Annotated in this window: 21 protein-coding genes; 5 read left to right on the top strand and 16 right to left on the bottom strand. The window is 40.1% G+C overall.

All coding sequences use genetic code 11. The annotated features are described in order from the left end of the window. Positions 1–90 precede the first annotated feature (90 nt). The 3 genes from LQ50_RS18465 to LQ50_RS18455 are packed head-to-tail and all read right to left on the bottom strand — an operon-like array spanning position 91 to position 2,217. Positions 91–507 carry a DUF350 domain-containing protein gene (locus tag LQ50_RS18465; RefSeq protein WP_034632080.1) on the bottom strand — a complete coding sequence of 139 codons (417 nt, stop codon included), beginning with the start codon at positions 505–507 and terminating at the stop codon, positions 91–93. Continuing rightward, positions 498–1,748, bottom strand: a complete 1,251-nt coding sequence (locus LQ50_RS18460; RefSeq protein WP_034632078.1) for a glutathionylspermidine synthase family protein — start codon at positions 1,746–1,748, stop codon at positions 498–500. Before LQ50_RS18460 ends, LQ50_RS18465 begins: the two co-directional genes overlap by 10 nt. Further along, complete coding sequence (locus LQ50_RS18455; RefSeq protein ID WP_034632076.1) at positions 1,741–2,217, bottom strand: hypothetical protein; 477 nt, start codon at positions 2,215–2,217, stop codon at positions 1,741–1,743. Before LQ50_RS18455 ends, LQ50_RS18460 begins: the two co-directional genes overlap by 8 nt. A gap of 171 nt (positions 2,218–2,388) precedes the next feature. On the opposite strand from LQ50_RS18455, the gene LQ50_RS18450 reads away from it, so the two are divergent. Further along, the gene (locus LQ50_RS18450) at positions 2,389–3,027 is read left to right on the top strand and encodes a GGDEF domain-containing protein (RefSeq protein ID WP_034632075.1); all 639 of its coding nucleotides are present in this window, start codon (positions 2,389–2,391) and stop codon (positions 3,025–3,027) included. Positions 3,028–3,106: 79 nt separating this feature from the next. On the opposite strand, the gene LQ50_RS18445 is transcribed toward LQ50_RS18450, so the two are convergent. The 4 genes from LQ50_RS18445 to LQ50_RS18430 form a co-directional block, all read right to left on the bottom strand. Then, the gene (locus LQ50_RS18445) at positions 3,107–3,829 is read right to left on the bottom strand and encodes a DUF2812 domain-containing protein (protein WP_034632072.1); all 723 of its coding nucleotides are present in this window, start codon (positions 3,827–3,829) and stop codon (positions 3,107–3,109) included. Then, positions 3,826–4,143 (bottom strand): PadR family transcriptional regulator, encoded by a 318-nt coding sequence (locus tag LQ50_RS18440; RefSeq protein WP_034632070.1) that lies wholly within the window; start codon positions 4,141–4,143, stop codon positions 3,826–3,828. The genes LQ50_RS18445 and LQ50_RS18440 overlap by 4 nt, the downstream gene beginning before the upstream one ends. 205 nt (positions 4,144–4,348) lie before the next feature. Further along, positions 4,349–4,564 carry a hypothetical protein gene (locus LQ50_RS18435; RefSeq protein ID WP_034632068.1) on the bottom strand — a complete coding sequence of 72 codons (216 nt, stop codon included), beginning with the start codon at positions 4,562–4,564 and terminating at the stop codon, positions 4,349–4,351. 131 nt (positions 4,565–4,695) lie between these two features. Next, positions 4,696–5,232 carry a GNAT family N-acetyltransferase gene (locus tag LQ50_RS18430; RefSeq protein WP_034632065.1) on the bottom strand — a complete coding sequence of 179 codons (537 nt, stop codon included), beginning with the start codon at positions 5,230–5,232 and terminating at the stop codon, positions 4,696–4,698. Positions 5,233–5,449: 217 nt separating this feature from the next. Between LQ50_RS18430 and LQ50_RS18425 the strand changes: the two genes are divergently transcribed. Further along, the gene (locus LQ50_RS18425) at positions 5,450–5,836 is read left to right on the top strand and encodes a hypothetical protein (RefSeq protein WP_034632063.1); all 387 of its coding nucleotides are present in this window, start codon (positions 5,450–5,452) and stop codon (positions 5,834–5,836) included. A gap of 120 nt (positions 5,837–5,956) precedes the next feature. Here the strand turns inward: LQ50_RS18425 and LQ50_RS18420 are convergent, their stop codons facing one another. Further along, positions 5,957–6,199 (bottom strand): hypothetical protein, encoded by a 243-nt coding sequence (locus LQ50_RS18420; RefSeq protein ID WP_034632060.1) that lies wholly within the window; start codon positions 6,197–6,199, stop codon positions 5,957–5,959. A gap of 244 nt (positions 6,200–6,443) precedes the next feature. Here LQ50_RS18420 and LQ50_RS18415 point away from each other — a divergent pair, with 244 nt between their 5' ends. Beyond that, a complete protein-coding gene (locus LQ50_RS18415; RefSeq protein WP_034632058.1) occupies positions 6,444–7,916 on the top strand; it encodes a hypothetical protein in 1,473 nt (490 codons plus the stop codon). A gap of 716 nt (positions 7,917–8,632) precedes the next feature. Further along, complete coding sequence (locus LQ50_RS18405) at positions 8,633–9,358, top strand: N-acetylmuramoyl-L-alanine amidase family protein (protein WP_034632054.1); 726 nt, start codon at positions 8,633–8,635, stop codon at positions 9,356–9,358. Between the two features lie 186 nt (positions 9,359–9,544). On the opposite strand, the gene LQ50_RS18400 is transcribed toward LQ50_RS18405, so the two are convergent. From LQ50_RS18400 to LQ50_RS18390, 3 genes are all read right to left on the bottom strand, one after another. Beyond that, complete coding sequence (locus tag LQ50_RS18400) at positions 9,545–10,525, bottom strand: NADPH:quinone reductase (protein WP_034632052.1); 981 nt, start codon at positions 10,523–10,525, stop codon at positions 9,545–9,547. A 46-nt stretch (positions 10,526–10,571) separates the two neighbouring features. Further along, the gene (nagA, locus tag LQ50_RS18395) at positions 10,572–11,741 is read right to left on the bottom strand and encodes an N-acetylglucosamine-6-phosphate deacetylase (RefSeq protein WP_034632050.1); all 1,170 of its coding nucleotides are present in this window, start codon (positions 11,739–11,741) and stop codon (positions 10,572–10,574) included. A gap of 180 nt (positions 11,742–11,921) precedes the next feature. Beyond that, complete coding sequence (locus LQ50_RS18390; RefSeq protein ID WP_237563752.1) at positions 11,922–12,767, bottom strand: oxidoreductase; 846 nt, start codon at positions 12,765–12,767, stop codon at positions 11,922–11,924. A 151-nt stretch (positions 12,768–12,918) separates the two neighbouring features. On the opposite strand from LQ50_RS18390, the gene LQ50_RS18385 reads away from it, so the two are divergent. Next, positions 12,919–13,542 (top strand): cell wall hydrolase, encoded by a 624-nt coding sequence (locus LQ50_RS18385; RefSeq protein WP_237563751.1) that lies wholly within the window; start codon positions 12,919–12,921, stop codon positions 13,540–13,542. A 206-nt stretch (positions 13,543–13,748) separates the two neighbouring features. Here the strand turns inward: LQ50_RS18385 and LQ50_RS18380 are convergent, their stop codons facing one another. The 5 genes from LQ50_RS18380 to LQ50_RS18360 all read right to left on the bottom strand — a co-directional run bounded on the left by LQ50_RS18380 (position 13,749) and on the right by LQ50_RS18360 (position 19,420). After that, positions 13,749–13,943, bottom strand: a complete 195-nt coding sequence (locus tag LQ50_RS18380) for a hypothetical protein (RefSeq protein WP_237563750.1) — start codon at positions 13,941–13,943, stop codon at positions 13,749–13,751. Positions 13,944–14,110: 167 nt separating this feature from the next. Then, a complete protein-coding gene (locus LQ50_RS18375; RefSeq protein WP_034632046.1) occupies positions 14,111–14,728 on the bottom strand; it encodes a hypothetical protein in 618 nt (205 codons plus the stop codon). Between the two features lie 12 nt (positions 14,729–14,740). Continuing rightward, complete coding sequence (locus tag LQ50_RS18370; protein WP_034632044.1) at positions 14,741–15,925, bottom strand: ParM/StbA family protein; 1,185 nt, start codon at positions 15,923–15,925, stop codon at positions 14,741–14,743. Positions 15,926–16,501: 576 nt separating this feature from the next. Beyond that, complete coding sequence (locus LQ50_RS18365) at positions 16,502–18,313, bottom strand: diguanylate cyclase (protein WP_034632041.1); 1,812 nt, start codon at positions 18,311–18,313, stop codon at positions 16,502–16,504. 429 nt (positions 18,314–18,742) lie between these two features. Next, entirely contained in the window at positions 18,743–19,420 is a 678-nt protein-coding gene (locus LQ50_RS18360; protein WP_052144851.1) for a peptidylprolyl isomerase, read from the bottom strand. Between the last annotated feature and the right edge of the window lie 182 nt (positions 19,421–19,602).

The following is a 19,602-nucleotide window of genomic DNA, read 5'->3' as shown; positions in this document are numbered from 1 at the left end:
CCCGCTCCTTTAGGCTTAAAAGATGACGGCGGCTTCGCTCAATGCTTCGAGTTATCAGCAAAAGGGAAAATCGTCCTTTTGCTGATAACTCTAATAACTAATCGTCGCTGCTACAATCATTCCTACTAATACTGAAACTCCACCAAGGAGTAATCCTACGGCGATATTTCCTTTTTCTACTTCTTTTGCTAAGTTCGTGTTGCGGGTGAGGACGTACTCGATTACTAGGTGCAGGACAATTTGGATGACAATGGCGATTAGTGCCCAGATGGCTAAATCGACTAGATTGATTGAGTGGCGAATGGCTGATTGTAGTACTACGACTAAGCCGGCCATTTTCCCTAGTAATTTTAGTGATACGGCTGTGTTTCCGTTTTTAATTTCTGCACGCTCGGAATACGGGGTAACCAACTTGAAAATATAGGTTCCAATGGCAAACAACACTAGGGACACTGCTAAATAAATAATAAAATGATCAAAGGTTTGTAAATAAAACGTTAAGTCCATTCATTTGCTCCTTTCACTCCACAAGGTAAAAAGTACGATAAATTATCAGTAATTTGTGCACCGGCACGAATGCCAAATGCACTGGCTTTCTCATTTACGACAAAACTGCCAATGAGTAGATGGGCTTCCTTCACTCCTAACTCTGTTTTCACAGATGCTACAGGTAAGTCCACATACTTTTGATACACTTTGACATAGTGATCGTAGGATTTTTCTTTTTGCTCAAAGAGGGTCTCCCCGCTTTTTCGGACTTCAACCGTATCTCCTTCTCTGCCAAAGGCCGGCTTAGACACATATGTATCCCCTGTTTCAAGAAACGGGTCTTCGTCTAAATACGTCGGTAAAAAATAACGGCTGATCTTATCATGCTCTTGTTCTGTGAACAGTGGATGCTGTTGTTCATGCATGCCCCAAATCGCTGCCATCACGGCCTTACTCTGCATTAAAAAGGCTGAGGCTGGGTTTAACATGCCGACTTTTCGCTCCCCAACTAGCTTCATAAACTCGATTCCAATTGGGAATTGGTCGTCTGTTACATCTTCAAGCAAGGCTTCTAATGGATAGGTATGACGATAGACAACATCAATTTTGTTGCCATCTACATCATAGACACCTTCTCCATCAACAACTTGCAGCTGATTAAGCGGCACAAACGTCGCCCCTTTAATTTGAGCGACCTTCATTAAATACTTCATGGTTTCACAGTCTTCAATGTCTTCTTCATGCGCGGTGAACACCACATAAGGATGATCAGTCATTCCCATCTGTCTCGCACAATGGAAAACGCTATTTCGGATTGATTTTCCTAGATGCTCTGCTTCCTTTTCGTTTGGGTTCATCATGCCAAACTCCTTGCAAACCAGTCCATTCACATCAAAGAGCTCTCTAATAAACGTCGGCGTATCGGCGTTAAATTCAAGTATCTTAAGGCCGTCTTCCGTCTGAACAAAATCAAAGCGCCCAATTACGGTTTCATAAGGTACCATCATCATCCGTAAAAAAGGCAACGCTTTTGCGGGAAACCCAAATTCAAGCAGCGTCTCATCTGGCGCTTGCCGAACCATTTGATTGATTTTTTTATAGATGCTGTAGGATTCTGCTGTAGCCGTTCGAATCTCATCACACGCCTCTTGAGAGATTGCCAGGCAATCATATAGAGCGTATTCCATTCCATACAACCGATCCCAAAAAGATGGGACGCTCGCGTAAAATTGATCTCGTGCCTTTCGATGCTTATCCACCAAAGCTACCACCGCCACCCATGCCTGAGCGTGGATTGGTTGCTCGGTTTGGCGTTCTTGTTTGATTCTGGTCCTGACGCGGCTGGCTCACATTTTGATCGGGCTGCGTCCCTGTAGCTGGCTGTCTTACTTGACCACCACCACCGCGCGCGCCACCAGCTGTTGCTCTACCTGCCATAAAGGCAGCAATGGTTGGAAACCACATCCCGCCATGATAATAATGGCCATGATTCTCGTTTCCTGGCTCAACGCATTGGTAGCCTTCTGCTTCCTCGTCCCATTGCCACGTATCACAATCGGCTTCCTCAGGGGAAGGCGGGCCTGCATCGGGCTGGACATTCGCTTCTGGCTCTGTCGGCACGGACATGAGTTCATCCTGCAGGCCAGGTGAGCATCCTGTTAATCCAAAAAGAGCTACACTTGAACCGACAAGCCCCTTTAGCAATTTATCCGTTTTTGGTTTGTTCATCATTAACACCCCCTGTATCTGTACGAACGGAAACTGCGGTAAGTTTCGTTTTTCTTATTTGATTCTACCAGTAATTTGGATAAGAAGAAAAGTTCTATTCAAAAAAGCACAAGACACCCTAAGATGTATGATAGAATATCATTCATAAATCACAATAAATGGGGAATTTCTGTGGGTTACAAAGGCAGGCTAATTTCAGTCGGTATCGTAAGCTTATTTAATATACTCCGGTACCTTTACTATCATCACTATTTAGGGTTGCGTTTTGAAGCTAGCTTTTTTATTTTAACAGCTATCTTTTTATCGGTTGCTTGGTGGGCTGGGAAACAATATGACCGCGCGAAATACTTTTCCGAAAAGGATCCATTAACAAACACTTACAACAGACGCACCGTTGAACAATCCTTCCATAAGCTTATTCATAAAAGCAACAAGCACGGGAAAAAATTAGGGCTCCTATTAATTGATCTCGATAATTTTAAAGAAGTTAATGATTCTCTTGGGCATCAAAAGGGAGATGAATTGCTGACCCAAGTTGCGTTTATTTTAAAGAAAATTTCAAAAAAAGATGATTATATCGCACGTTGGGGTGGCGATGAATTCATTGTACTTGTGCCAAAAGTTAATGAGAATTTCGCAACCGATTACAGTATGTTGCTTCAAGAAGAATTAACCAAGCTTGATCTATGTCAAGAACTGACAATCGGCGCTTCGATTGGAGCTGCTACCTGCACTGTCAGCTCCATGTCTTTCGAGCAAATGATTCAAGAAGCTGATCGAGCAATGTATCAGATGAAAGTCCAAAAATAGCTGGATAATTGATATCCTGACTAAGATGAGAGTAACTTGTAACACTAAAAGCTTGGTTATCATTCCAAGCTTTTTATCATTACACTCTCCTTCCACCTATCTTTTGCACAATAGACATAATAGCCCAAATCGCAACCGGAAAGGTCACTCCCCCTATTACCATGTAAGCTAAGAGAAAAAGAGCATTGCTTGAATCAACGACATTTAATAAAATAACAGCAACACTAATGCTAGAAACGATTAAAAAAAGATATCCTAGATTGACTGTTTGTTTCCTACCTGCTACTCGCCATTTATTGCCAAAGGACGCAATCGTTGTCGCAGCAAGCGGCATGGCAATGACAGTAACCACCGCTGCGGTAACCATCAATATCGTATGAAAAATTCCTGAAGTAGCTAATGTGGCGATCCATAACAGCACGGTACTTAGAATAACCGGAATAGCTAAACTCTTTAATTTATTTGCAGATCTACTATGCTTTTCGACTTCTGAATCCTTGTCACTATAAATAGGCTTGGTACCAGGAATGGCTCTAAATAAATGAGTATCTCCTTCTGAGGCAACATGGGACCAGCCTGAAGATGCAAAGAAATTAAAGTATTCCTCTTCTTCATCCTTCGTTAATAACCGATAATCAATACTATAGATATACTCTTCACTTTCTCCTTTTTCAAGCGAATACCCCATAAACTTAAAATCATGTACGTGCCATCCTTTTAAAGAAAGTTTGCGTAATTTGTCCATATCCTTTTCCTCAGAAAAAGCTAACCCTTCTGACATTACGTATTTTGATGGTCTCATCCTTTCTCCTCCTTCAATCCAGTTTCTGCTAGTTCAAGCATGATCCTTCGTAACTTTACATTCTCTTCTAATATTTCTCTGCCTTGTTCCGTAAGTAAGTATGTTTTACGCCTTGAATCCGATCCATCGTATAAGTAAATCCATTCTTGCTTTAATAATTTTTTGATAATGGTGTACATGGATGCAGGCCCTATCGTAATGATCCCTTTTGTTTTTTCTTCGATTACATTCATGATGGCATACCCGTGTCTAGGTTGAGTTAAAGTCGCCATAATATAAAACATTGAATCCGTTAATTGCTCCGTTGTTTTCAACAGATCACCTCCATCTATCATTTAATAATATATCAAAATACGATATATCTAATTAGAATATATCAGATTACGATATATCTAATTAGAATATATCAGATTACGATATAGTTGTCTAGATATAAATTAACATTTACTTCCAACAGACCGTTTATTTCATTTAATTCGCCCCCTCTTTCTAATTCCTACAATAAAAAAACGATTGCCCTTATCGAACAATCGCCCTTTCCTCTATTCGTACATTTGAGCCATTCATTACAGACAATAATTCATCTACATTTGTCACTTCAAAAGGACAAACGATCCCTTTCAATTCTTTTTGAAGGGCGATTTTTGCTAATGAAGCTGTAACCATTGCCGTTGTATGGTAATCAGAAAAAGTCGATAACGCTAACGCTTTGGTCCTCTCTTCATTCCCTATCATTCCTTTTACCTCGACTGTAAGATACGCATTTTCGTTTCTGTTAGGATTGTGTTTGACCACTTTAGAAAGGTCGATTACACACTGACTTTAGAAAAGAAGCAAAGTGCCAAAACTCCTCCTTTGCTCATTGACTACTGACTCTGGGCTTTCAACCATTCGTTTTCTAACATACTCATTTCCCATAAACTCCAGTATTCATCGCCATGTTTACTTCTATCTCGAAGCAGTCCCTCTTTTACAAACCCGGCTTTTTCATAGCAAGCGATAGCAGAAGCATTAAAGTCAAATACCCCAAGACTCACTCTATGTAATTTGAGTTCATCAAATGCGATTTTAAGAATTTCCTTCATCATTTGCTGACCGATTCCTTTACCTCTTGTGTTTTGCTCACCTACTAATACTTTTCCAATTCTTGCGGATTTGTGTTCTCGATCAATTTGCCCCAATGAAATATGGCCAATCGTTTCACCACTTTCTTTATCAATTACTTTAAAAATCATTCTTTCTGCGTATTCATTATTAGCCTGATGCGTATATTTTTCTAATTGACTCTCATTCAAGGGATAAGAAAACGCCGGACCGCCCCACTGCAGTAAGAGTACAGGCGAATTAATCCAATTGATTAGTTGCCTGAAATCTGACCGATCAAAATACTGTAACTCTATCATGAATCCCATCTCCTTTTTTACTGAGAACTGGTTCTTCAACGACTGAATTAAATGAAGAATCCTCTTTGACTTGCTGCTATAGAAAGTCTTCATTAAATTGTATCTAATTCCTTCTAAAAATTAACAGAAAATTTCAAACCATCTACATAAAACAACACCATTCGCAAATTATTTGTACTATGCTTATAGTTATAATGATGTTAATGGAGGGACAGTCATGGAAAATCGATTATTTCCGGCGTTGAATTTTCACAAACCACTGAGTGCGGATGTTAGCATCGCTGAGTTAAACGGTGTGGACGTTAATTCTAGCAAAACAAAGGTGCTTGTATCTGACATTAGCTCGGAAGGATTATCCTTTTCTACGAATTTAGACTTCCCCATTTTAAGCGAGAACTCTTTTATTCTTCGAGTCGAATTGTTTTCGAAATGTACATTTACCGGTGAGATTGAAGCGAAGGAAGAACGGGATGGGGCGTTTTATTATAAGTTGAACGTAAGAACGTGTAATTTGTTGTTTTATAAATTGTTTGATCATATGCACAATACACATTATGCAAAAACACCTGTTCCTTATTTTGACCGAGCGACAGCCACTGGTTGATCGCTTTTTTTATGACAAATAACACAAAAACCCCTCTCACTCTTCCAGCTACTGGAGAGCATTAGGGGTTCTCGTTTTTTATTTTATCTGCTTGTCCATTGTGATAGTCGCTGTTATCCATTATGAACACTTCGGCATTTGTGATTCACAAAGTCCCATCATTTCAGCTAATAAGTCTTTGCCTGTAAGTTTCGTCCAAGGAATCTCAATCCCTTTGCCTGGTGCTAGTGCTTTTCCTCTATATTCTTGGTTTTCATCAGCAGCAATATAGATGTCCCAGGTCCAACGGTTTTTGTAGTTTTTTTCGCCAGTATGCTCAATCTCTGCTAAGTAATGATTTTTTACTTTTACGTTTTTCATCATGGCCATTCGCTCCTTCAATTTGTTTTCTTATTTATTATAATAGTCTGAAAATGACTAAAATGGAAGGGGTTTGTTAGATTTTCTTTCACAAAACCGTAACATTTTATTCCTCTTGGTAAAATATTGTTCTATTTTTCGGTTTTTTACACGTAAAAAGAGGAATAGATTGTTGGTTTGCAAAATAAAATGGTCTGAAGCGTCTATTTTTTGCGAGTAAGAAAAAGAACTCACGAAGGTGATAAAAATGAAGCAATGGATCGTTTCTTTTCTTTTCATTAGTTGTTTATTTTCTATACTAGGCTGTGCCAATACCCAAGATTCAAGTGGGCAAAGCACCTCAACAGAGACAAAGACCGAAGAAGCAATAAAATCGCCACCACTGACGAAAGAGGGTAAATCCGATGTTCCTTTATCTGTTTTACAAGCCAATAGCCATTATCAATTCCAATTGAAAGATAACCACAACGAACCATATGACATACATATTTATAGTCCAAAAGAAGACTCTTCTTTTAGTGATTATCAGCTTTATGTTTCTGATGCCCTTGCAACATACGGTGTGTTACAAGATCATCTTACCTTTTTTGAAGGCGATGATGCATTGCGTTTTCGCGATAGACAGGAGATCGCCTATGTTAGCTCTCATCAAACAGGTAGAGATCTTCTTGTCCTATCTCAAAAAGAAAAAAGCAATCAGTTTGAGCTGCAAATTTTTGCTTTGGAAGGTGGGATCCTGCAAGAAGTGACTGTTGATGGCGATCAGCTCCGTACGATTAACGGCGAATTGCGTAACATTGGGAATCGCTATTATCAAACTGTAGAATATAGCTCTGATAACGAGACCGGCTGGTTCTTTACTACATGGGAGCTCGACGAGGACACCCTTACTCTTTCGCTAAAGAGCCAAAGTGTTTACAATGAGGAGACATTTGCTGATGGAGTTCAGTATGGACAAGAGATGTATGAGCGTTGGAGGGATAAACCAACTAGCACCTTTGCTTACCCATCCATTCCGGTCACATCTGATTGGCTCGCCGAGGTAGAGAAAGGTCGTTTTCCTTCCGTCTCATTTGCCATTGGCACTCGTTTGCAAGAGATATTCGATCAAGAAGGTGAACCAGATGCCATTACCGATTGGTTAAATGGGGCTGAGACCTTTATCTTTAATAACATCGGTTATGCTGTAACCGCATCCAGCGAGAGTACTGTTAACACTCTTCTTATTCCAGGGGCACTAATAGATGGCGATGTAGAGCTCCTTTACGAGACTCTCGGCGAACCAGATGAACAAGTTGACGGCGATACAGAAGTAGTGATTTATAATACCGGCACATATACGCTCTATATCGAAAAGAATAAAAATGAGATTGAAACGATTTTAGTTAGCAAAACGGAGACACCTGAAATTTCAGCGGATTGGAGCGGCACCTACACCATTCCAGAAGAATCTGGTGTCTTTGGCGAGCTAAACATTTACAATGAAGATGAGACGGGCTTTGAGTTTGATATTCATGTATCGACTACTCATGTCGGTGAAATGGAAGGCTACGCTCAAAAAGATGGGAATACTGCTTTGCAAATCGAAGACGAGATTGGCTGCCAAATGACCTTTGTAAAGGAAGACCATCGCGTTACGACAACGGAAGGTCCAGAATGCTGGGGATGGAGTGGGATGGCGATTGATTTTAACCATACGTTTGTTAAAAAAAGGCACTGAAAAAGGACGATTTTCACCTTTTTCAGTTCCTTTTAAGCAATGAGCGGAACCGTTGCTTTGTTTTAAGCCTGCTATGAGTGGGTTTCTCGTAGCAGGCGCGCAACGTGTGGAGCCATTGCTGCTTCCTCGAATCTTCTAAAAGGACTTTTCAGTGGCCTTACAATTTTCACCTTTTTCAGTGCTCTTCCTTGAATTTGCTCAAAAAGGACGTTTTCAGTGGTTTCCTTGATACCTAGACGGAGTTGCCCCCTTGCAATGCTCAAAATAAATATGTGTTTTTTATGCATAATTACCATATTGTGAAGCACACTACCGAAAAAAAAGGGAGTGTGCTCCATGAATATTTTGTTCAATAAGACATATGTATTCCTTAGCTATATTGATAAAAAGGGCTATTTCTTTGACAAATGTTTAAAATGGATCGCTTTTTTTCAAGGAAACTCTTCTTTTTCAAATTCTTGTCACTGCTTAACGGCAGCGATTTATTTAGTATAATAACTGTCCAATTTCATCATCCCTATCCAAAGTTCCTCCATTGCCAGCTGCCTGAGGGACTTTTTGCTGTTCTTATTTTTAGCGGATTATGTTTAGGTCTTTGTTTGGGGTCTGACCTTATTTTCTAAAAATAAGTAATTTGCCTAGTACATCACCATGTGACAAGCCGTTTCCGGTAGTCGGTCCATTGAATATCATTCTTATGTAGGAGGTGATATTTCATGGTCAAAATATATTTAGACCCTGGTCATGGTGGCTCAGATAGTGGTGCTAGCGCAAATGGAATGCACGAAAAAGATATTGTATTAGACATCGGCCTGCGTATTCGTGATATGTTGAGAAACGAGTACGAAGGTGTAGAAATTCGAATGAGCCGAACAACAGACAGAAGTGTTACTTTAGCCCAGAGAACAAGCGACGCAAACTCTTGGGGAGCAGACTATTTCGTATCGATACACGTCAACGCTTTTAATGGCTCTGCAAGAGGTTATGAAGATTTTATTCACAATAGCTTGTCCGATTCATCACAGACTGCAAGGTACCGCGACATTATGCATGAGGAGATTACAAAGGTTAATGACCTTGTCAATCGCGGCAAAAAGAAAGCTAATTTCCACGTCCTACGCGAGACAAGGATGTCAGCTATTTTGACAGAGAACGGTTTCATCGATAATGCTCAAGATGCAGCCAAACTACGAGATCCGAATTGGCTTGAAAGAGTTGCTCGTGGTCATGTGAATGGCATAGCACGTGCTTTTAACCTTACAAGAAGGTCAAATTCAGGCGGAGGCGGTTCTAATGGAGGCGGCAATGGAAATGGTGACCTATACCGCGTGATTGTTGATGGTACACAAGAAGGCGCTTACCGTATGAGACAGAACATCCTAGATGCGGTCGACCGCAACCTCGATTCAGCTAATGAAGTGATTATTCGAAGAGTGGATTAAATAGTTAATCTACCAGTTCATAAATGTTTTTCAGGGTGAGAACGCAATGGATTTGAAGGGAAATCCATTGCGTTTTTATGTTGGTAAGACTTACAGGTTGATAGATGAAGGCTTATGGAGTAGGTTTTCTTATTGATTTTATCCTTCATAAGCCTTATCGAATTCATTTCTTTGGCTTTTTAAATACTAGTCAATTTTCAAAACTAGTTTCCCATGGCCTGTACCTTCGGCTAGCAGGTCAAAGCCCTGCGATGCTTCCTGAAGTGGAAGAGTTGTCCCTATAACCGGATGAAGTGCACCACTTTTTAGCATCCCAATGACACCATGAATACTTTGTTCATATTCTTCTTTTGGGGCGTTCCATAAAGCGGTGGCTAAAATATCACATTCCTTTTGCATAGCAAGACGTGGATTTATTTCTATTGAACCACGATTTCCAACGATTACAATTTTACCAAATGGTGCAATCAGCTTTAAATCTGTCTCTAAATTAACATTTGCCAAAAACTCAATAATGACATCAGGTCCATGGCCATCTGTTAAGGCTAACACCTCTTCCAGTGTGGTTTCTGTTACATGATTCATCACAACATCTGCACCAGCTTCTTGAACCATTTTTTTACCTTCTGGCTTACTGGCTGTTCCAATTACTTTAGCACCGTGAGATTTCGCCATTTGCACAGCCTGTAATCCAACTCCACCACTGGCTCCATGAATGAATACAGTTTGACCAGGCTTCAGGCCTGCACGTTGAAATAGAGCTCGATATGCAGTCATTGCAGGTACCCCTAATGCTGCACCTTGATCAAAAGATACATGGTCTGGCAATAAATGAACCACCGTTGCATCACATACTATTTTTTGTGCAAAGGTCCCTGTGCTTTTTCTCCCCATTAAGGACGCGATAAATACACGATCACCAACAGCAACATTTGCGACTCCTTCTCCAATCGCCTCCACAATCCCTGCACCATCTAAGCCCGGGGTATATGGCAACTGAGGCTTAGAAAATGCATATGTACCTGTTAGTGTGTATGTATCACTCGGATTGACACCAGCTGCATATAAACGAACACACACCTCTCCCTTTCCTGCTACTACATCCTCAACGTCTGTATAAACTAATTTATCAGGTCCACCAAATTGAGTAACTTGAATGGCTTTCATATGACCAACCTCCTTTTAATTAGCGACACCTCATCATTTCTATCAATCACGCAAACTCTCCCCCCCTACAATACGCCATCTCCCCCCTACAAAATGTATGTGCAATGTTCAGCTCTCCATCAACAAGCAATAGATCCGCATCCTTCCCCACCGTTAGACTACCTTTTCGGTCATCCACTTTAAGTTGTTTAGCTGGGTTCATACTTGCCATATAAATGCAGTCTTGAAGTGTTGCATCTGTAAACGTACAGAGATTTTTGACCCCATCGATCATTTTTAATACACTTCCCGCCAGCGTTCCATCTGGCAAAGTGGCCTTATAATCATCAACTGCAACTTCTTGTCCGCCAAGATCATATGTACCCGGTGCAAGCCCCTTTGCCCGAATCGAATCCGTAATGAGCATGAGTCGACTAGCCCCCATGTTTTTATAAATAAGCTGAACCATTTCCGGGGAAACGTGAATGCCATCTATAATTACTTCTCCTTTGAGTTCCTCTAGTAATAAAGCGGCACCGACTACTCCGATATCGCGGTGGTGAACGCCCGTCATTGCGTTACACAAATGCGTGACTTGGTTCACACCTAATCGAACTACGTCTTTCATCACGCCTATACCCGCATCTGTATGCGCGACAGATACATTGATCCCTTGATTAAGTAAATAAGTGATTAGGGCATAGCCATCGTCTTTTTCCGGGGCCAGCGTGACCGTCTTGATCTGATTGCCTGAAAGCTCTTGCCATTTTGAAAATAACTCAATGGAGGGCTTTTTCACATGCTCTTTCGGCTGTGCGCCGGCTTTGTTTTTTTCAATAAAAGGTCCTTCTAAATGCACACCTAACAGCTCGGCACCTTTTGGGCTGTCTTGAAACTGATTCACATTGATTAAAGCTTGATCGATGTTTTCTTCCGATTGCGTAATGGTTGTCGCTAAGAAGCTTGTCGTTCCCTCTCTCGGGAGCGCTTGAGCCATTGTTGCTAACGCTTCAGGCGTGGCGTCCATCACATCAGCTCCATTTGCCCCGTGAATGTGACCATCTATGAAACCAGGGATCGCCTTTAGTCCTGCACCATCTAATACTTTGTCATGATAGGTGGATAAATCTAAGTCACTTACAGCTCCGATCGCTCCTATTTTTGTACCGTTTATTTGAATATACCCTTGTTTTATGATACTTGTTTCTGTGTATACGTCCACGTTTATGAGAAGCATGCCATTGTTCACTCCTACTTTGCAGGGATTCGCTTATTTTTGTTGCATGCGTCCAGCCTTTTTTCTTGGTTCTGTCGAGTTTGCATCATATGCTGTCCAAACTACGCCAGATTCAATCCAAACTGCACCTTATTCAATCCAATCTAGCCGATTTGCTGTCCAACCATCATTCAGCCTTCTTCATTTCTTCAAAATCTGCCTCAACACAATCTTCTCCCACCATGACCACGGCATCAACTGCTTTAGCACCAACGTTAGCTTCAGTCCTTTTCCGATGGGATACCTGAGCTTTGTGATGGTTTCTCGTTCTGCTAAATTGCAAATTAGCTCAGCTACCTCCAGTGGCTCGCCGTGCTTTTTCTTACTAGATTCCAGCTTACTCGTCATGCCATTCATGTAATCAGAATACGGTGACCCTTCAGCCATTGAATGCTTTGACACCTCCATACCTGATGACCAAATGTTTGTGCGATAAGACCCCGGCTCAACTAATGCAACCTGGATGCCAAACGGCGCGCACTCTAAACGAAGACTCTCTGAATAACCCTCTAACGCATGTTTTGACGAAACATAAGGAGAGAGACCCGGAAATCCAATTCGTCCACTTACACTGCTTATATTAATGATCGTTCCAGCCTTTTGCTTACGCATCACAGGAAGTACCGCCTGTGTTACGGCCATGACTCCAAATACATTCGTCTCAAACTGCCTACGGTAATCGCCTAGCCCGACTTCCTCAGCAAATCCCCCTATCGCAAACCCTGCATTGTTTATAAGAACATCCACTCTTTCCATTGATTGCACCTTTTTCAAAAAACGCGCAACCGAATCTTCCTCTGTGACATCAAGAGGAAATGGCTCAATCCGCCGCAGGATGTCCTCATCATCTGTTAACGAGTTAAATGCGACTGCTTTTTCGACATTCCGCATCGTTGCAAGTACGGTAAATCCGCGCTTAGCAAGCTCTAATGTTGTCACAAGCCCAAATCCACTTGATGAACCTGTTATAATTGCTGTTCGCCTCAACTCACTCCACCTACTATCTTTTTCTTTTATTCTATCAAAAAAAACCTCTATCGAATGTACCGCTTTCATCTCCTACTAAACGATCAATTCAAAAATAAAGGTAGGAAAATCTAAACATTTGTATAAAATATAGAATAGGGAGGGATATATGATGAACAAAAAAATCATTCTGCTTCTTCCAGTTTTCTTCGTTTTCATGACTCTTTTACCTAAAGAGTTAAAAGCAAATGAACTGCTTTTGAAAAAAGAAGATCGTGGAGAAGCCGTTGTCGAATTACAAGAAAAGTTAATCGCATTAGAATATTTACATAGTAATGCAACTGGATATTATGGGGAGCTGACTGAGGCAGCTGTTCGCCAAATGCAGCAGGAATTTAATTTGCTTGCTGATGGCGTTGCAGGACCTCAAACCATTCATCAACTAAAAGAGGTTGAAAAGATTGCTAGAATTGTACACGGAGAGGCTCGTGGAGAACCTTATAAGGGACAAGTAGCCGTAGCAGCGGTTGTCAAAAATCGACTGAACTCACCAGATTTCCCATCTTCCGTTGAAGGCGTGATCTATCAAACTAACGCATTTACAGCCGTTCATGACGGCCAATACAACCTCACTCCAACGTCTACTTCATATAAAGCCGTGAGAGATGCATGGAATGGATGGGACCCTTCTGAGGGAGCGACATATTATTACAATCCTACTATCGCAACGTCTGAGTGGATTTTTAACTGGACGACACCGAAGTTTTCGATTGGAAGCCATCTGTTTGCTGAGTAGTTATTAAATATTCAAGAGTCACTTGAGTACTCCAGCCACAAAATACATAATATATTAGATTGGTATCAAAAAGAGCTGCTGATTTCACCTTAAAATCGCAGCTCTTTTTTAATTCTAACCTCTAAGTTTATTCATAAGTTTATTAATTTCTGTATCGTGTCTGCCCGTTTTTGAACTTAAATATTCACTATCAACTTTCAGACCTTTTATCTCATCAGATACAACTCAAAAACATGATAATGCTCGTCTAATTTGTCGTTTATATATTTAAAATTACTTCGAAGTTCAGATGATAGACTATCTACTTTTGTTTCAATACGATCTTGACCTTCTTTTAAATTGGATATATCCTTCTTTATCCCTTTAATTTCGTTTAGGATCTGTTTCAAGGCTTCTTCCATTTCAATCAACTCCGCACTTTTTATCATAGTATAGCACACAGTCTCTTTTTCCTTACTGAAACGTCACAAATCAGATCATTCATTTCGGAGAACAAACATAATTTTGTTAGAAACACTATAATCTACATTCTACTTACACAATTAAACGATACTCGTTCTTCTCACTTTTATTTATTCATCTTCGCAAGAAATCCACCGAGTAAATCTTCAGCGCTCTCTTCTTTCTCTGGCTCTGCTTCCTCTTTTGCTGCGGCATGCTCTTGCAGTGCCTTACTCCAATCAAAGTCACCTAGATCATCTTCTAGGTCATGCCCTGCATCGTCATGCAGTGGCACGTCCATCGATTCGTCTAGCGGTTCTGTTGGAAGATCGGGTACCTTTTGAGTAACCTCAGCAAATCTTTCACTCTCCTGCAAATAAAGCGCCTCATCAATATCAAAGGCATTGCTATTAAGAGAAGCCAATACGGAAGTCGCTCGAACAGGATCAGCTAAGAGCTGGAACACAATCGCTCCTAGTAGTGCTTCAGAATGCGAGTGGCGCAGCCAGTCTCGCTGCTCTTTGCTCAATGCCTTCGGTAATGGGATCGTAACGGTTTCCCGCTCCTTTGCCAAGGAGTTACTTACACCATCTAGGGCATATTCAGCAATCTTACTTGAAAAGTTGCGTTTCTCTGTCTCTTTTAATTTTTGGAGCTGTTTAAGTAAGTGATCTGGTGTATCAGAAGGGAGACGGAATGTAATTGCCTGACCCCTCTGGATTCCAGTCGTCCCCTTTGTACTCATAGAATCACCTTATTAGTTTTTTACAGCTTTTTTATCTTTTTCTTTGTCTTTTGGATCAGGATTGTTTGCTTTTTCAAAAGCTGAAATCAACTTGTAATAGGCATTTGCCATCATCCAGATGCTTTCTTTCTCATCTTCAAAGAAACCGATATTGAAGCCATCTAAGCTGTTGTTTAATGTTTTTAAATAATCTTTTAAGACCATGGCACCGCCACCGACAAAGTAGCAAATCTCTGTTTGAGAGTTCTTCGACCATACATTACGTAAGTGACGATATTGCTTCTTCGCAAGTTCCATTAAAATACGATCCGTAATATCATGAACGCTTGTCCGACTTCCGCGTACCATAATATGATTGCGATCATGCTTCTTTGTAATAATATCAACTACATCACGACGGCTATCTAGCTCGACGCCGTGCTTTGAGCGAATTTCTTCTCTAATTTGCTCTAGTGATTCAGCTACTCCAAGATTAAAGCCCTGTGCCTTATCATCATCAACATTTCGATTTTTAATAACAGCAATATCCGTAGATAAGCCACCAATGTCTTGAATTAGAATGCTTTTATCTACTAAGTCTCTATTAATAATGTTTAAGTTATTATCCATAACTAGGTTGATGTAAGCAGCAAACCCTTCCGGATATACCTTCACTTCATCAAATTTAATATTAACTTTGATTCCTTGGTACTTCGGTGTAACGAGGAATTCTACTTGGTGCACCGAGCTTAACAGCTGCGAGCGGTAACCAACATCTTTGCCTTCTTTTACTTCACGAAGAGGCAATCCTGTTCCTAACGTGTAGTTAGCATCAATGACATTGTTTGTCTTTTTAAATAGGTTTGCATTTTCTTCTCTTACAGCATCTAAAGCCAATGAAGCAAAAAGCATCACTAACGTTTGATCTTCCTCCGACTTACTGCTGCCCGGATCAAGCTCATTCGGATTGTTGCTCTTTGTTGCTAAGTTCCCAACACGATAAATCGCATTGTTCTCTAGAAGGGCAGGGGAGTGAACGCGAATATGTATTCCATCTAGAGGATCCTTCTCATTTAAATCTTCTATTCCAATAACTGGACGGTCTTCTGTATCTCTCGCAATAACATTCGGGACATTTAATTCAAAATCTGCTTTTCCAAATAACGCTTTAAGAGAATCGTTACCTACGTCAACTGCAGCAATTCTTGTTTTACTCATTCAAATCATTTCCTTTCGTTTCAGGATTTTAAAACTTTTTCCAACATATATAAGAGTATAGTAGAGTACTAGATTCGTCAATAATACTTAAGTTGTATTCATTTTTGTATACATGTGTACATTTTCGTATACATGTATACAAAACTGTACACATTGCGTACTTTAGGGATGTATACAACTTTGTATACATGTTTACATTTTTGTACACATCATGTATACATTTTGTTTACTTGTATACAAATTTGTATACACCGATAAAAATGGGAGATTTTAGTAGTTGTTCATATTCCTCCAACTCTCCCCTACCCTCTTTAACAAAGGCTATTTTCGTAAAGATTATTGCTGTGAAGAAACGTTTTTCCTCGTAGTGAAATGGAGCGGAAGTCACTCGACTCCTGCGGGATGTAGAGGTAGGGGCGAGACCTCCCCGCGGAAAGCGAATGACTGAAGCGTAATGGAACGAACATATTGAGAACACTTCCTCCCACACATACAAAAATAGGCATGAAAAAAGGTCCAGATTCCCTTTTTTCATGCCTATTTGTACGAGCGTTATTTTAATCTAATGCCCCTCCCCTACTCCATTGTCTCTTCCTCACGTATCATCTCAATAAACACCGGGACAAACTCTGGATCGAATTGCTTACCAGCACACTGCTCCAGCTCCATAATGGCCTCTTCAAACGTTTTTGTAGCCTGATATGGACGTTCGGTTGTCATAGCATCAAATGAATCGATAATACAAAGGATTCGTGCTAATTTCGGGATACTTTCTCCTTTTAAACCATATGGATACCCTTTGCCATCATAGCGCTCATGATGCAGTTCTACCAATGGAACTAAATCAAGGAGTTCCTTATTTGTTGATATAATTTCCTTGCCCCAGATTACGTGCTTTTTCATCATCTCCCATTCGTGCGGTTCTAATTTTCCTGTTTTATTAATGACATCTCTTGGAATTTCTAGCTTTCCGATATCATGAATTAAGGCACCCATGACTAGAGTTTTCTTCTCGTAATCATTTAACTTTAAAATATTAGCAAACCGAATGGCATACGCATAGACTCGCTTACTATGTTTGTATGTATAGATATCTTTTGAGAGAAAGATTCGAACTTGTTGCTCGAGCAATTCAATTTCTTTTTCTTCATCAAGGTTCTTTTGAATAACATCTTTTTCATCGAATAAGTGAACACTGTTCTTTCCTTGCGCCTTCGCATAATACAGCGCCTGATCCGCTTTGCCTATTAACTCTGCGGAATTATATATAATCCCTTCCTGATGAATAATTCCCGCAGAAAACGATAAGCACCCATGTGGCAAAATTTCGACCCCTTTGAAATACGTATCATTCATCTTCTTACGCAAGCCATCTAAAAAGTGGAAAGCGTCTTTTTGAGTCGTATTAGGCATTAAAATGATAAACTCTTCTCCACCGTAGCGCGCAAGAGTGAAATTACCTTGACTACTGCAGCCTTCTTTTAATAACAAGCCAAAGCCCTTCAGTAATTCATCGCCTTGTAAGTGTCCAAAATAATCATTGTATTTCTTAAAATCATCAAGGTCGATCATCGCCAAGCTTACGTTCTCATCCTTTTTCTCTTTAACAAGCTCTTCTAAAAGCTCTTTGAAATAGCCATGATTATAAAGACCGGTCAGGTGATCAACATTTGCTTTCTTTGATGCTTCTTCGTACAATTTAAAGTGCATTTTGAATGCAAAGGAAAGAACTAATATTAAACAAGTGAATAAAAAGAGCCCATAAAACGGCTGATGTATGAGCAATATCCCAAGTAATAGTGACAAAATAAGAATGCTAATATAACTGGAGAACGCTTCCTTTATTAATCCCTTGACCATCGCTAAAAAACTGTCTGCATCAAGTAGATAGAAATACATTCCTATACAAAAGATGTTTAGCAGCATATAGACAGCTAGCGTGACAAGATAGCTAGGCATTAATGCTGGACTAATGACCCCAACTTGCCCACCTAATAAGATAAAAGTGGCATAAGCTGCAACAATCATAATTGAAAATGTAGCAAAGTTAAAAAGATGCTTCCACCATTTAATTTTCACTTGGTAAAGAGCACCAATGATGCTACTTATAAAAAGAATCATTAATGTAAAATCAAGACCAAACACAAATGTACATGCTAAATAAATTGCTGAATCCATTGATAGGGCATTTCCCTTTGGTGGAAGAAGGATCGTATAATGCCTGCATAAAACGAGGACGGTTACTAAACAAGCAATTAACATCCATAATCTAGGCGAGTAAGCCTCAAACGTCATATCTGCAAATAAAGCAAAGAGAGCGGTCCCAAGAATGGATACGATGATGACATACATATTCGCTTTTTGATGAAACTTTCTCTTATTATTCATTCGTTTTCAACTCTCTACTATAATAGTAAAAGGAGAAGACTTGTACGCCTCTCCTTCAAAAATAATTTATACTAAGTGGAACCCTAAAGGAACAATCACACCAGCAAAAGCTGCAAGGTATGCAAGATTAATCATTAGCTTCTTCTTATTCATATGTAATCACCTCCTTGAATCAAACTTAAACATGATTGTAAGAAATCCTAAGGTGTGGTGTCACTGAAAGATCCATTGTTAAAAACCAATAAATACTAGATTCATAGTAAAAATATATCCAACAGCATAAACATACAAATAATATGATTTTAGTTTAGCAATATTGGTAGATTATCGCAATCACTCATTCATAATCATACAAAAGACCCGTGCTTTAAGTACCTACAAAAAAACGAGTACAAACTTAATGTAAGAAGTTGTACTCGTTTTGTTATTTTACTTCACTACAGGCTCTGGGTATTCATAGCCTTTCGTATCAACCGTTACAGTTTCCATTCGTTGCTCCTCAAATGGCTTATCTCTGGCGTCACGTTCTTGCGTAACGATGGCATCAACCGTCTCCATCCCTTCTATGACCTTTCCAAAAGCAGCATACTGCTCGTCCAATTGAGCGGACGCATCAACCATAATGAAAAATTGAGAACCGGCTGAGTTCGGGTCACTCGTTCTTGCCATCGACAGAACGCCGCGCTCATGTTGAAGCGGATTTTCAAAGCCATTTGCCATAAATTCTCCCGCAATCGTATAATCCGGACCACCTGAGCCATCACCTTTCGGGTCGCCACCTTGAATCATAAAACCAGGAATCACTCGATGAAAAATCAATCCATCATAGAAACCCTCTTCCACTAAAGAAACAAAGTTCACCACTGTATTTGGCGCGATATCGGGATACAATTGGGCGACAATCTCTTCGCCACTTTCCATTGTAATCGTTACAACCGGATTTTCTTTTGGATCAAGTGTGTATGGATAGAGCCCATCTCCTTCTTCTTGTTGAGTTTCACCCTCAGGTTCAGCATTACCTGCTTGCTCTTCTTCCTGGGCTGCTGTGCATGCCGTAAGGAAGAGGAACAAGTAAGCGGAGCAAGCTAAGAATAAGTACTTTTTCATTTGAATCCTCCCTATGTATAATGAGTTACACGCTCATTATAAGTGAAAATGCAATAGAAGCATAACCTCCTATTAGTATGACCAAAAAAATAAGGTTGTTTCATAAGATCTCCCCAAATCACTCCAGTGATCTGGGGAGAAGCTTTGTTTTGAAACAACCTCATTTAATCATTCATTATTTA

Origin of the sequence: Halalkalibacter okhensis (genome assembly GCF_000787375.1) — a bacterium.
GTDB classification, from domain to species: domain Bacteria; phylum Bacillota; class Bacilli; order Bacillales; family Bacillaceae_D; genus Halalkalibacter; species Halalkalibacter okhensis.
This window is presented reverse-complemented; position numbering and strand designations above follow the sequence as displayed.